Annotated in this window: 12 protein-coding genes; 2 read left to right on the plus strand and 10 right to left on the minus strand. The window is 67.2% G+C overall.

All coding sequences use genetic code 11. From position 1 onward, the window contains the following. Positions 1 to 2 precede the first annotated feature (2 nt). The 6 genes from AT700_RS04530 to mucE form a co-directional block, all read right to left on the minus strand. On the minus strand, positions 3 to 737 hold the full coding sequence (locus tag AT700_RS04530) for an ABC transporter permease (RefSeq protein WP_003093267.1): 735 nt from the start codon (positions 735 to 737) through the stop codon (positions 3 to 5). Then, positions 734 to 1660 (minus strand): ABC transporter ATP-binding protein, encoded by a 927-nt coding sequence (locus AT700_RS04535; protein ID WP_003137646.1) that lies wholly within the window; start codon positions 1658 to 1660, stop codon positions 734 to 736. The genes AT700_RS04530 and AT700_RS04535 overlap by 4 nt, the downstream gene beginning before the upstream one ends. 404 nt (positions 1661 to 2064) lie before the next feature. Then, positions 2065 to 4365, minus strand: coding sequence for a CHASE2 domain-containing protein (locus AT700_RS04540; protein WP_048520791.1), 2301 nt, complete (start codon positions 4363 to 4365; stop codon positions 2065 to 2067). A gap of 18 nt (positions 4366 to 4383) precedes the next feature. Further along, positions 4384 to 5385 (minus strand): FecR family protein, encoded by a 1002-nt coding sequence (locus AT700_RS04545; RefSeq protein ID WP_003110517.1) that lies wholly within the window; start codon positions 5383 to 5385, stop codon positions 4384 to 4386. 165 nt (positions 5386 to 5550) lie between these two features. Next, a complete protein-coding gene (gene aqpZ, locus AT700_RS04550) occupies positions 5551 to 6240 on the minus strand; it encodes an aquaporin Z (RefSeq protein WP_003102790.1) in 690 nt (229 codons plus the stop codon). Between the two features lie 346 nt (positions 6241 to 6586). Further along, positions 6587 to 6856, minus strand: coding sequence for a mucoid induction factor MucE (mucE, locus tag AT700_RS04555; protein ID WP_003093256.1), 270 nt, complete (start codon positions 6854 to 6856; stop codon positions 6587 to 6589). A gap of 194 nt (positions 6857 to 7050) precedes the next feature. Between mucE and AT700_RS04560 the strand changes: the two genes are divergently transcribed. After that, on the plus strand, positions 7051 to 7767 hold the full coding sequence (locus AT700_RS04560; RefSeq protein ID WP_003093250.1) for a response regulator transcription factor: 717 nt from the start codon (positions 7051 to 7053) through the stop codon (positions 7765 to 7767). A gap of 91 nt (positions 7768 to 7858) precedes the next feature. Here AT700_RS04560 and ppa read toward each other — a convergent pair whose 3' ends face one another. The 3 genes from ppa to AT700_RS04575 form a co-directional block, all read right to left on the minus strand. Then, the gene (gene ppa / locus AT700_RS04565) at positions 7859 to 8386 is read right to left on the minus strand and encodes an inorganic diphosphatase (protein WP_003093248.1); all 528 of its coding nucleotides are present in this window, start codon (positions 8384 to 8386) and stop codon (positions 7859 to 7861) included. Between the two features lie 79 nt (positions 8387 to 8465). Beyond that, positions 8466 to 9296 carry a zinc-dependent peptidase gene (locus AT700_RS04570; RefSeq protein ID WP_003102787.1) on the minus strand — a complete coding sequence of 277 codons (831 nt, stop codon included), beginning with the start codon at positions 9294 to 9296 and terminating at the stop codon, positions 8466 to 8468. Between the two features lie 2 nt (positions 9297 to 9298). Next, positions 9299 to 9964: a DedA family protein gene (locus AT700_RS04575; RefSeq protein ID WP_003093241.1), complete on the minus strand. Its 666-nt coding sequence runs from the start codon at positions 9962 to 9964 to the stop codon at positions 9299 to 9301. A gap of 193 nt (positions 9965 to 10157) precedes the next feature. Here AT700_RS04575 and AT700_RS04580 point away from each other — a divergent pair, with 193 nt between their 5' ends. Continuing rightward, positions 10158 to 11741 (plus strand): protein kinase, encoded by a 1584-nt coding sequence (locus AT700_RS04580; protein ID WP_004351627.1) that lies wholly within the window; start codon positions 10158 to 10160, stop codon positions 11739 to 11741. Here AT700_RS04580 and AT700_RS04585 read toward each other — a convergent pair. Continuing rightward, a complete protein-coding gene (locus tag AT700_RS04585) occupies positions 11634 to 12527 on the minus strand; it encodes a substrate-binding periplasmic protein (protein ID WP_003093237.1) in 894 nt (297 codons plus the stop codon). The two genes, AT700_RS04580 and AT700_RS04585, sit on opposite strands and share 108 nt — an antisense overlap. Between the last annotated feature and the right edge of the window lie 26 nt (positions 12528 to 12553).

Below are 12553 nucleotides of genomic sequence, written 5' to 3' on the forward strand. Positions count from 1 at the left end.
TCCTACGCTGCCTTTTTCAGGTCGATGACGATGGTGGTGGCGACCAGCCAGGCGACGATCAGGCTGCAGAAGTAGGCCAGGTCGCGGACGTCGAGCACGCCCCGGCCGAGCGCCTCGAAACGGACCAGCACGCTCAGCGAGGCAATGCCGTCCAGCAGCCATTGCGGAAGCCAGCCGGAGAGCGCCTGTTGTACGTGGGGAGTGCCGGCGCCGACGAACAGCAGGCAGACGAGAACGGTCAGGGCAAAGGCGATGATCTGGTTCTTCGCCAGCGCCGACATGCAGGATCCGATGGCCAGGTAGCCGCCGGACAGCAGCCAGCCGGCCAGGTAGCCGGCGATGATCGCGCCGTTGTCGGGCGAGCCGAGGTAGTTCACCGTCAGCGGCATCGGGAAGGTCAGCAGCAACGCCAGCCCGGCGCAGAACCAGGCCGCCAGGAACTTGCCGGTGACCAGGGTGGCGCGGGAGACGGGCAGGGTCATCAGCATCTCGATGGAGCCGGACTTGCGCTCCTCGGCCCACAGGCGCATGGCCAGCGCGGGGATCAGCAGGAGGTAGAGCCAGGGCAGGCTGGAAAAGAACGGCGCCAGGTCGGCCTGGCCGCGCTCGAAGAAGTCGCCCAGGTAGAAGGTGGCCACGCCAGAGAGGACGAGGAAGATCAGGGTGAACACATAGGCGAGCGGCGTGGCGAAATAGCTGCCCAGCTCGCGTCTAAAAATGGTGCCGATGGCGGTCATGCGGGGGTTTCTCGGGTCAGTTGGCGGAACACTTCTTCCAGTTGGCCGTGTTCGGTACGCACCCCGGATACCCGCCAGCCGCTGCCGTGGATCAGGCGGTTGAGCGCGGGAAGGATCTGCGCGCCGGGGCGGGCCAGGATGGTCAGGGTGCCGGCCCGGTCGGGGCATCCTTCTATACCGGCGACGCCGGGGAGCATGGCGATGGCCAGCGGGTCTACCGGTGCTTCGATGCTGAGGCTGACGGCATGGTGGTAGCGGCTGCGGGTCCTGAGTTCGCCCGGGGTGTTGTCGGCCAGCAAGCGGCCGCCGTTGATCACCAGGGCGCGGCTGCACATGAACGAGACTTCCTCGAGGATGTGCGTGGAAATCACCACGATCTTGCTTTCCGAGAGGTTCTTCACCAGTTGCCGGACCTGGTGCTTCTGGTTCGGGTCGAGGCCGTCGGTGGGCTCGTCGAGCAGGAGCAGCTCGGGATCGTGGAGGATCGCCTGGGCCAGCGCGACGCGACGCTTGAAGCCCTTGGACAGGGTTTCGATGATGCTCCTGCGCTCATCCCGCAGCTCCATGCAGTCCATGGCGCTGTCGATGCGCCGACGTTTTTCCCGTCCGCTGTAGTCGCGGATGGACGCGACGAAGGCGAGAAAGCCCTCGACCGTCATTTCTCCGTAGCTGGGAGCGTTCTCCGGCAGGTAGCCGATCAGCTTCTGCGCCTGGCGCGCCTTGTCCTGCATGTCGAAGCCGAAGATGCGTATGCTGCCGGCGCTCGGCGCGAGGAAGCCGGAAAGCATCTTCAGGGTGGTCGACTTGCCCGCTCCGTTTGGGCCGAGGAGACCGACGATCTCTCCCCGGTCGATGCGGAAGCTCAAGTCGTTTACCACCGTCCGGCCGGAAAAGCGTTTGCTCAGTCTGTCTATGTCGATCATGGTTTCACTGGAAGTTGAGCCGTTTGCTGTTATGCGTAGGGGATCGCATGAGCGCGGTAGATTACCGGGAGTTATTGGCTGGTTTTTCCAGTGGGCTCTTTTTGAGATTAGTTACTTATATTGTTGGGAAACTTCCTACGAACTATCGTTAAAAGATGGAAGTTATTGAGACTTCCAGGGCAGCCCTGTAGCTGGCGCAGCGCCTTGGTTCCGCTGTGGGAACGCGGCCATGTCGCGCTCGCTGGTGCCTATGTTGGGGACGAGTCGATTCCCCCTGCGGAGTTTCACGAGGGAAGGCAGTTGCCGTTTCGACAGACGGGAAGCGGAATAGCCCGGCCGCCTGGATCTTCCGAACTTCGAGACCAATGCAAGTTGGAGGAAGACCCGACTTCCGCCAGTAGCGGTTATTCCTCGCCTTTCAGCAGCGGAAGGCGAATCTCGAAAGTGGTGCCCTGGCCAACCTGGCTCTGGCAACCGATCCTGCCGCCGTGCCGGTCGATCACCGTCTTGACCATGGCCAGCCCCAGGCCCAGGCCGGCGCTGCCCTCGGCGGAAGCGAAGCGCTGGTACTGGCTGAACAGGCGCGGTAGTTCGGCGGCCGCGATACCTTTGCCCTGATCGACGATCCGGCAGCTCAGCCAGTCGCCTTCGAGGCGGATGCTCAGGCTGACGACGGTCCCCGCCGGGCTGTACTTGACCGCATTCTCCAGCAGGTTGAACAGCGCGCGCGTGAGCAGGCCGGGGTCGGCCCAGACCATCGGTTCCTGCTCGTCGTCCCAGTCGCGCCGCAGGTCGATGTCTTTCTGTTGCGCGAGGGGCCAGAGCTGGTCGGCGGCGTCCATCGCCAACATGGTGAACATGCACGCTTCGAAGCGGTAGGCGTCGGACTCGGCCTTGGCCAGTTGCACGAAGGCGTCGGTCAGGCCCAGGGCGCGACGGACCTGCTGCTCTATCTGTCGGTAGACCTGCTGGCCGGCTTCGTCCTCGGCGGGGCGGACGTCGAGCAGGGCGAGGATCGCCGAGTGCGGCGCGCGCAGGTCATGGGAGAGGAAGCGCAGGAGGGTGGCTCGCTGGCGCTCGGCATCGCGTTCGGCGCTCAGGTCGATCAGGCTCACCAGCCAGCCGATGGCGGTTTCGCTTTCGACCGGCAGCAGGCGCGCCAGGTCGAGGCGCAGGTCGCGTTCCCGGTGGTCGCGGAACTCGATGGCTTCCAGGGTTTCCAGCGTTGGGCGGGCGCCGCCGGCGAGGCTCGGATGGCCGAGTTCGGCCAGGCACTGGCGCAGTTCGGCGCCGCGCAGCTCGCCGCCGAACAGGTCGCGTGCCTTGCGGTTGGCCAGCAGGATCTGCCCCTGCGGGTCGCAGATCAGGGTCGCCACCGGCAGGCCTTCCAGGCCGTCGGCCATGAACCGCCGGCTGTCGCGGGTGCGGCTGACCGCCTGCTCCAGGGCGGCGATGCGGTTCTGCAATGGATCGTTGCCGGCGCGCGGGGGGCTGGCCCGCTCGGGCAGCACCTTGGGCTCGCGGTCGAGACGCGCCAGTTCCCAGCCAAAGTAGGCGAGCACCGCGTTCAGCCGGCGCCAGCTCCAGATCAGGTAGGCCAGCAGCAGGCCGACCAGGCTGGCCAGCGGCGACCACCACCAGCCGTTGAGCAGCAGCGCCCAGGAAAGACCCAGGGCCAGGACCGCGCAGGCCAGGGTGAGGAGCAAGGCGTGGCGCGAGCGGAACAGCATCAGGCCGAGCAGCAGCGCTACGCTGGCGGCGGAGAGCAGGGCGGCGAGCCAGGGTTGCAGGTCGACGGCGGTGCGCTGCTGCAACAGCCCGTTGAGGATGTTGGCCTGGATCTCCACCCCCGGCGTGGTGCCGAGGCTGGCCGACAGCGGGGTGACATAGCGGTCGCCGAGGCCCGGCGCGGTGGCGCCGACCAGGACCAGGCGGTCGCGCAGCAGGCTGTCTGGCACCTCGCCGCGCAACACGCTGACGTAGGGCACGCTGGGGAAGCCCGCGTCGGCACCGATGAAGGGAATGCGGATGGCGTGGTCACGCTGCCAGCCGGGCAGGTTGCGCATGTCGTCGAGGCCGGGCATGGGCATGGCGCCGGCATCGGCGAATGCTTGCCAGGCGAGCAGCGGGCGCGGCTGGCCGAGCGGTCCTTCGCGCAGGTAGACGCTGCGCACCGTGCCGTCGCTGTCCGCTTCGACGTTGATATGCCCGATGCCGGCGGCGCAGCCGGCCAGCGGCGCGGTCGGCGGTATCTCCCGTGGCGGTTCGCCGTAGCGCGGCACGCTTTCGCGCAGCAGTGGCAGGAGGACGTTGCCGGCCCGGCACAGCGATCTTGCCAACTGGCGGTCGCTGTCCGGATTGGAGGAGGGTTCGCTGAAGATCACGTCGAGCAGTACGCTGCGTGCGCCGGCGGCGGCCAGGCGATCCAGCAGCTCGGCGTGGATGCTGCGCGGCCAGGGCCAGCGACCGAGGCTTTCCAGGCTACGGTCGTCGATGGCGACGACGAGGATGCGCGGATCGACGGCCAGCGGGGTGAGGTTGCGCAGGCGGTCGTAGAGCAGGTTGTTCAGCGGCAGGCCGCTGCTCAGCGAAAGCAGGGCGGTGAGCGGAAGGAGCAGCAGGCTGACCAGCAGCCATTCGCGCACCAGGCCGCGGAACAGCCGCTGCGCCTGGCTGGGCTCGTCCTGGCGGTCGAGCGCCTTCATCGGCGAGGCCCCGGCGCCCTATCGGGCACTGCCGCCTCGCGGGTAGTAGAGAATGTCGTAGACGCTGGTCTCGCCCTCCAGGCCGTCGTTGTCGAAGGCCGAGAGACGGACGTGGTAGAAGGCCGCCTTGAGTCCGCTGAAACTGACTTCCGGGGTGCTCGAGAAACGCTCCTGCTGGATGCGCAGGAAGTCCGGATCGCTGGCTACCTGGGCACGGTAGCGCTTGGCGCCGTGCAGCGGGGCAAGATAGAGCTTCCAAACCGGCGACTCGCCGTGCTCGCCGCCCTGGCCGCGCAATTGCGGGGCGGGTAGCAGGTCCACCGGCGTCAGCTTGCCCTGCGGCTTGACCTTCAGGCCGCGGCGGGCGTCGACCAGCACGTCCTCGTCCGGCTCGGCCTGCGCCGCCTTGCGGGCCGGGCGCCTGCCGTTGAGCGGCAGGTCGTCGCTGGTCAGCTCGCGGTTCACCGCGACGCGCCCGTCGAGCACTTCGGTCAGCGCCTGGCCGTCTTCGGTGCGGGCGCGGAAGTGGGTACCGCGCACGCCCAGTACGCCGACCGGGGTCAGCACCTGGAAGCGGTCGTGATCGCTCTTTCTCTTCAGGACATAGGACTCGACCTGCCCCGCGCGCAGGGCGATCTGCGGAATGCCGGTGTCCTCGTCGAGGTGCAGGGTGACTTCCGAACTGGAGGGCAGGACGATGCGGCTGCCGTCGCCGAGCAGCAGGCTGACGAAGGCGGTCGGAGAGGTCTTGACGCCTTCCAGTTCGTCGATGTCCATGCCTTCTTCCAGGGGCGTCTGGTTGCCCTTGGCGTCGAGCTTCCAGGCGTCGCCGGCGAGATAGAGCACGCTGGCGGGGAGCGGCTGGGGCAGGCACGTTTCGCCCTGCTCGATGAACGGCGGCCGTTTCGTCTTGGCCGGCGCGGCCGCGACGGAGCCGGCGAGCAGCGTCAACAGTCCGCCCAGCGCCAGGGCGGCGCAAGCAGGAAAGAGGGATCGGGAAGTAAGGGCGAGGGCTGTCATAGGCTTCACTGGGCGGCGGGTCAGGTATCGCTGGCGGTCCGGTCAGGCTGCAATCTGCCTGATCGGGCGCCGGTTTCGCAATCCTTGCAACGACATCGGGAGCCCGCAGGCTCCCTTGTCGTTTCCTCGGCCGCAGCGCCTGGCGGTTGGGCCAGGCGCTTCGGTTCAGTCGTTCTTGTCGCCGATCAGGCGATAGGCCAGGGCGCCGAGTACCGCACCGAGAATCGGCGCGACCCAGAACAGCCACAGCTGGGAAACCGCCCAGTCGCCGACGTACAGGGCGACCGCGGTGCTGCGCGCCGGGTTCACCGAGGTGTTGGTGACCGGGATGCTGATCAGGTGGATCAGGGTCAGGGTCAGGCCGATGGCGATCGGCGCGAAGCCCTGCGGCGCGCGCTTGGAGGTGGCGCCGAGGATGATCAGCAGGAACATGCCGGTAAGTACCACTTCGCTGACCAGCGCGGCTTGCAACGAGTAGCCGCCCGGCGAGTGTTCGCCGTAGCCGTTGGAGGCGAAGCCGGCGGCCAGGTCGAAGCCGGCCTTGCCGCTGGCGATCAGGTACAGCACGCCGCCGGCGGCGAGGCCACCGAGGACCTGGGCGACGACATAGGGCAGCAGTTGGCTGGCCGGGAAGCGCCCGCCGACCCACAGGCCTACCGATACCGCGGGGTTCAGGTGTGCGCCGGAGATCGGGCCGATGGCATAGGCCATGGTCAGCACGCTGAGGCCGAACGCCAGGGCCACGCCGAGGTAGCCGATTCCCAGTTCCGGTACGCCGGCAGCGAGTACTGCGCTGCCGCAGCCGCCCAATACCAGCCAGAAGGTGCCGAAGAACTCTGCTCCGTATTGCTTCATGATGAGGTCCTTTTCAGATCCAGGGTGGGACGCGGATCGAGGCGTCCGGATAGCGGGAGGGGATGATTCGAACAAGGAAGGGGAGATGACACATCCGTGTGTCGAAGCCAGCCCTGGGGGGATTGGCTCGGTTGCCTGGGGCGATCGTCCGTCACCGACCCCTGACTGTGGTTCGAGTGGTCTCGTTCCACGGCCCGCCGGAGCGGGTTTACACATCCCTGTGTCGGAGCAATCCATTTGCTCCTTGGCCTACTCAGCGGTTGGAAATCTACCAAGCGCGATTTGTCTGCTGTGAGATTTGCCATATTTCTTCAGATTCTTCCGCGCTATTTCAGATTCGTCGCGTTCAAAACACCCAGCGCAACTCGTCACGCACGCTGACGGCGCCGGACAGGCCGACGTTCCACATCTCGGCCCTGGCGCGGGCCGGGCCGTCGAGGCCGAGCGGAGTGGCGAAGGACGGGCTGGCGGTGCCCTGGCTGAACGATGGGGCCTGGACCGGGCCGGCCGGATGGCTTACCGATTCCAGGCCGAGGACCAGGGCAAGGCAGGAAAACTTGCCGAGGGCCTGCAGGTTGATGTCACGCAAACGTTGGCTAACTGGCCGGAAACCCATGGCTACGACTCCTTGATAGGTCAGGCTGGCGCTGGCTCACGGGCTCTTCGTCCCGCTTAATGGCTATTTGGAATCAGGCTATCAAGGGCTGGTCGCGACCAGAGAGATTCGTCACAATTCTTCAGATTTGTACGTAATTCGCCGTTCCTGGAGCGAAAAAGGGGCGTTAGCCCGATTGAACAGGACCAGCTTTTATGCGTGTCGCGATACTGGACGACGAGTCGGCCGAACTGGACCGGGTCGAGCAGACCTTGCAGCAGATACCCGCGCAGGGCGAACAGGCCTGGACGGTGCACCGTTTCGCCCGTGGCGAGGACCTGCTCAAGCAGCTCAAGCGGGAAACCTTCGACCTGCTGATCCTCGACTGGCAGTTGCCGGACCTCAGCGGCCTGCAATTGCTGCGCTGGAGCCGCGAGCATCTGGATGCGCCGCCGCCGGCGATCATGCTGACCAGCCGTGACGCCGAACAGGACATCGTGCAAGCGTTGAACAGCGGCGCCGACGACTATGTCAGCAAGCCGTTCCGACCCAACGAACTGAAGGCGCGGGTAGCCGCCGTGCTGCGTCGCCACGGGGGAACGCGTCCCGCGCAGCATGAGGTGCAGACTTTCAACGACCTCAGCTTCGACGATGCCGAGCTGACCGTGACCCGGGCCGGCGCGCCGATCAGCCTGACCGAACGCGAATACCGCCTGGCCCGCTGCCTGTTCGCCAACCTGGGACGGCCGTTGTCGCGGGAATATCTCTACGAGCGCTTCTGGCCCCACGAGGAAGTGTTGTCCTCGCGGCCGCTGGATACCCACATCTATCGCCTGCGCAACAAGCTTGGCCTGACCGCCGAGCGCGGTTGGCAGTTGCTGACCATCTACGGCTACGGATATCGGTTGGAGAGCGTGGCGACGGTCGACTGAGCGGAGCGGGGTGGCGAGACCGACCTTGGCGGTCGGCGAGGGAGAATGAAAAAGCCCCGCGGCTGCGGGGCTTCTTTTCGGCGAGGCGCGCTTACTTCTGGAACGCGGCCACGGCCTTGGTGATCTCGGCGCGGGCGGCGTCGGCGTTGCCCCAGCCTTCGACCTTGACCCACTTGCCTTTCTCGAGATCCTTGTAGTTCTCGAAGAAGTGCTTGATCTGTTCCAGCAGCAGGGCCGGCAGGTCGGTGTATTCCTTCACGTCCTTGTACAGGACGCTCAGCTTGTCGTGCGGCACGGCGATCAGCTTGGCGTCGCCGCCTGCCTCGTCGGTCATGTGCAGGACGCCAACCGGGCGCGCGCGGATCACCGAACCGGGAGCGACCGGATAGGGGGTCACCACCAGCACGTCCAGCGGGTCGCCGTCGTCGGCCAGAGTGTTCGGGATGAAGCCGTAGTTGGCCGGGTAGAACATCGGGGTGGCCATGAAACGGTCGACGAACAGGCAGTCGGTGTCCTTGTCGATCTCGTACTTGATCGGCGCATGGTTGGCCGGAATCTCGATAGCGACGTAGATGTCGTTCGGCAGGTCCTTGCCGGCCGGGATCTTGCTGTAGCTCATGGGTGACTCCAGAGGTTTCTGGCCAAAAAAGAGGCCGCGATTATAGGCATATTCGGTTGTCGATGCCATGTACCGGCATTCAGCCGTTAGTCGTGTCGCCCGCCGCCTCGCGGTAGTCCGGATGCTCGGCCTGCAGGCGGCGCAGGCGTTGCAGCGGGTCCTGGCGGTAGAACAACTGGAGCTGCCGGTATACCGCCGGATAGGCCTCGTGGAGGAGATCCGGGGCGGTGAAGAAATACTCGCTGGTAACGGCGAAGAACTCCGCCGGATCTTCCGCCGCATAGGGGTCGATGGCGGTCTGCGCGTCGGGGTCGCGGTCGAGCAGGGCGTTCATCTCGTCGTAGGCGGCCTGCATGGCGCTCGCCCAGTCGCCGATGCGCATGCCGGCGTGCAGCGGCGGCAGGCCGTTGGCGTCGCCGTTGAGCATGTCCAGCTTGTGCGCCAGTTCGTGGATCACCAGGTTGTAGGCATCCCAGCCACCCCCGCCGACGACGCCGGGCCAGGCCAGGACCACCGGCCCTTGCAGGGACGTCTCGCCGCTGCGTTCGTCGTCGAACTCATGGACTACGCCGCTGGCGTCGCGGTGTTTCTGCGGGCTGACGAAATCATCGGGATACAGCACCAGCTCGTGGAAGCCCTGGTACCAGTTCAGCTCCGGCAGGTGCAACAGCGGCAGTTGCGCCTGCGCCGCCAGCAGCAGGCGGCCGAAGTCGTCGAGATCGACGCCGGCGAGTGCGGTCAGGTGCTTGTCGGCGAGAAACAGCACGGCCCGCTCGCGCAGGCGGCGGTCCTCGTCGGCGTCCAGGCCGTCGAGGATCGGCAGGTGCCGGCGTACCCGCTGCCAGAACTCTTCGGCCACCGGGTGGCGTGCCAGCAGGCGCCGGCGCCGCCAGGCGCGGAACGACCACATGCTCAGTCGCTCTGGGCCTTGGCCTGTTTGGCGGCGCTCGCCTGCAGGCGATGGCGAATGAAGCCGAGGATCATCGGCAGCAGCGACAGCAGGATGATGCCGATCACCAGCAGCGACAGGTTCTTCTTGATGAACGGCACGTTGCCGAAGAAGTAGCCCAGGGTCACCAGGCCGCCGACCCAGGCCACGGTGCCGACCACGCTGAACATGACGAAGCGCGGGTAGTGCATCTTCGCCATGCCGGCGACGAAGGGCGCGAAGGTCCGCACGATGGGCAGGAAGCGCGCCAGGGTCACGGTCTTGCCGCCGTGGCGTTCGTAGAACTCATGGGTGCGGTCGAGGTAGTCGCGGCGGAATACCTTCGAGTCGGGGTTGCTGAACAGCCGCTTGCCGAGGGTCCGGCCGATCACGTAGTTGGTGCTGTCGCCGGTGATCGCCGCGACCATCAGCAGCCCGCCGAGCAGCCATGGGTCCATGCCGCCGGTGGCGCAGATGGCGCCGGCGATGAACAGCAGCGAGTCGCCGGGGAGGAACGGAGTCACCACCAGGCCGGTTTCACAGAAGATCACCAGGAACAGGATGGCGTAGATCCAGACGCCATAGTTGCTGACCAGCATGGCCAGGTAGGTATCCAGGTGGAGAATCAGATCGATTGGGTTGAAGTCCATTGAGCAACCTGCGGAGACAACGCGTTGAGCGGCAGAGGGCCGCCATTATAGGGGGGCGTCCGGATGGGTGGGGGGCTGTTTGTCGCGATCCCGGCAAAACCACTGATTGCAGGATGTTTCGGTAATTTTTCCGAAATTGGTCGGCATAAAGTCTGCAAGAACAGGAGAAATTTCTAGCAGGGAAGGGCGTGCGATGACACTCCAGCCTTTTGCCCAGCCACCGCTCAGTCTCGCCCTGGGCGCCGGGCGCGACCTCCCGGGGCAGGCCGCGCGGGTTCGCGCCGAATGGCTCGCGCCTCGCCCCGGACGGGCTCCGGCGTTTCTCCTGGCGCTGCTCTGGGGACGCGGTTGCGCCAACGTGGTGCAGGCCATCGAAGGCCATCTCGACGCCCTGTTCGCCGACTACGCCTGTACCCCCGAGGGTTGGCCGGAAGCGCAGGCGGCGCGGCAGGTCCTGGCTTCGCTGAACATGCAGCTCTATCGCCGGCGCCGCGAAGGCGAGCCGGGCGTGCTCGAGCTGGCGGCGGGGTTGCTGCTGGTCCATGCCGGAGGCGTGCACTTTCTCCAGTGCGGCGCCGTCGGCCTGCTGCGTTATCGCCAGGGCAGCCTGCAGCGCCTGGGAGGGAGCGGCCAGCCGCTGGGTAGCAGCGCGGAGCTGGCGCTGGTCCAGCACAACCTGACCCAGGTGGCCGGCGAGCCCTTGTTGCTGGCGCCCCAGCCGCTGCTCGAAGTGGCCGACCTGCGCGCCCTCGGAGAGCGTTGTGCGGGGCTGGCCACGGGGCGCCTGGAGGGCGTGCTGCAGCCGTTGCTGCATGCGCCGGGGGCGGTGGCGCTGGTCTTGCCGGGGGCGCTCGAGCGCGCCCCGGCGGCGCCACGGCATACCGGCTGGCCAGCGCTGGGCGCGGCGTGCCCCGGCGACTGCGTGGATGGCTGGACCTTGCAGGCAGCTTGCGCGTTCGGCCCGCCCGGGCGGCTATTCCGCGCCTGCGACGAGCAAGGACGCGAGGCGTTGCTGCTGCTCGCGGCGGTCGATGCCGACGAAGCGTTCTGGCAGCGCGAATGGGCATTGCGGCGCTGCCGTGCGGAGAGCCTGCCGCGAGTATTGTCGTCGCCCCGGTTGCGTCGTCATGCCTTCCAGTTGTTCGCTCCGCCGCGCTGGCCGATGCGCAGCCTGCTGGATTGGGCGCCAGCGCACCTGCCGCTGGAACCGCAATGCGCGCTGGTCCTCCTGGAGCAACTTATCGATGCGGTTCGCGCCTTGCAGCGGCGCGGCGTACAGGGCTTGTGGCTGGCGCCGCGGCAGATCCTGCTGGACGAGGGCGGGCGCCTGCTGTTCCTCCCCGAGGCGGCGGCGATCCTGCCGGGGGTGGCGCGCCAGGCGCTGCCTGCGGACAGCGTGCCGCTGGCGCCGGAGTTGCGTCGCGGCGAGGCGCTCGATGGCCGGGCCGACCAGTTCGCCCTGGCGGCGCTGTTCTATTGGCTGCTCTGTGGTCGCTGGCCGTCGATCGCCTGCCCGGAGAGCGACGGCGGATGCCGCTACGAGCCCCTGGGCGAGCGTCAGGCGGATCTGCCGGTCGGCTGGGATGGGGTATTGGCGCGGGCACTGGCGCCGCGTCCGGAGGCGCGCTTCGAAGCGTTGTCGGAATTCTGGCTGGCCTTGCAGAAGCCGCTAGCGCATCCCCAGCGGGTCTTTGCGCCACGCCGGTTGCAACGGGGCGTGCTGGCCCTGGTCCTGCTCCTGGCCGGGGCTGCGCTGCTGGTCGGCCTGGCCGGTTAACGGATCGACGGCCAGCGTGCGGGTCTGCCCGCTGCGTTCGAGGTGCGCTTCGGCGATCAGTTGTTCCAGCCGGCCGCTGCGACGCATCAGGCGCAGGTTGCGGTCGAGGCTGGCGGCAAGGGCGGCGCCGCGGGCGTGTCTTTTCGGCACCAGTACATAGAGCGGCTTGACCTCCAGCGGCGGTTCGATGAACACCAGGCGATCCTTCAGCGCCGGCACGTTGCGCGCCAGTAGGTGGTAGCCGGTGTAGCGATCGACCACGGCCAGGTCGATACGCCCGCGCAGGAGCTTCTCGAGGTTCTGCCAGTCGTTGGTCACCGCGTCCTTGGTCAGGCTGCGGTCGGCGTCGAAATCCTCCCGGTTGACGTAGCCGCGGACCACGCCGATGCGGTACGGACGCAGGCTTTCCAGATGCGCGGGATTGACCGGCAGCAGGCGCTCGCGCTGGCGGAAGAAGCCCAGTTGCGAGTCGAGCAGGGGGATGGTGGCGTGGAACAGTTCGCGCCGCTCGGGCGACAGGTAGGCCGGCATGAGGGCGTCGAAGCGCCCCTCGGCGGCTTCCTTCAGGGCACGTTGCCAGGGCAGGAACACCAGTTCGGCGCGGTGCCCGTCGAGGGCCAGGGCTTCGTCTAGGATGCGGCTGGCGAGGCCTTTGCCCGGCAGGTCGGGGCCGACGTAGGGCGCCCAGTCGAGGGTCGCCACGCGCAGGGTGTCGGCCTGCGCGCCGGCCGTGGCGAGGAGCAGGCCGAGCAGGACGCCGGGCCAGTGCCAGGTGCGCGAACCCATGGATGCCTCTGCTCTGAGCGATCGGT

Source organism: Pseudomonas aeruginosa (assembly GCF_001457615.1).
Lineage (GTDB): Bacteria > Pseudomonadota > Gammaproteobacteria > Pseudomonadales > Pseudomonadaceae > Pseudomonas > Pseudomonas aeruginosa.

What these genes read in the sequence shown, in the direction of transcription:
- AT700_RS04545 (WP_003110517.1), bottom strand. Translation starts at nt 5,385, where the DNA reads ATGACAGCCCTCGCCCTTACTTCCCGATCCCTCTTTCCTGCTTGCGCC.
- AT700_RS04580 (WP_004351627.1), top strand. Translation starts at nt 10,158, where the DNA reads ATGACACTCCAGCCTTTTGCCCAGCCACCGCTCAGTCTCGCCCTGGGC.
- AT700_RS04535 (WP_003137646.1), bottom strand. Translation starts at nt 1,660, where the DNA reads ATGATCGACATAGACAGACTGAGCAAACGCTTTTCCGGCCGGACGGTG.
- AT700_RS04575 (WP_003093241.1), bottom strand. Translation starts at nt 9,964, where the DNA reads ATGGACTTCAACCCAATCGATCTGATTCTCCACCTGGATACCTACCTG.
- ppa (WP_003093248.1), bottom strand. Translation starts at nt 8,386, where the DNA reads ATGAGCTACAGCAAGATCCCGGCCGGCAAGGACCTGCCGAACGACATC.
- AT700_RS04560 (WP_003093250.1), top strand. Translation starts at nt 7,051, where the DNA reads ATGCGTGTCGCGATACTGGACGACGAGTCGGCCGAACTGGACCGGGTC.
- aqpZ (WP_003102790.1), bottom strand. Translation starts at nt 6,240, where the DNA reads ATGAAGCAATACGGAGCAGAGTTCTTCGGCACCTTCTGGCTGGTATTG.
- AT700_RS04570 (WP_003102787.1), bottom strand. Translation starts at nt 9,296, where the DNA reads ATGTGGTCGTTCCGCGCCTGGCGGCGCCGGCGCCTGCTGGCACGCCAC.
- AT700_RS04585 (WP_003093237.1), bottom strand. Translation starts at nt 12,527, where the DNA reads ATGGGTTCGCGCACCTGGCACTGGCCCGGCGTCCTGCTCGGCCTGCTC.
- mucE (WP_003093256.1), bottom strand. Translation starts at nt 6,856, where the DNA reads ATGGGTTTCCGGCCAGTTAGCCAACGTTTGCGTGACATCAACCTGCAG.
- AT700_RS04530 (WP_003093267.1), bottom strand. Translation starts at nt 737, where the DNA reads ATGACCGCCATCGGCACCATTTTTAGACGCGAGCTGGGCAGCTATTTC.
- AT700_RS04540 (WP_048520791.1), bottom strand. Translation starts at nt 4,365, where the DNA reads ATGAAGGCGCTCGACCGCCAGGACGAGCCCAGCCAGGCGCAGCGGCTG.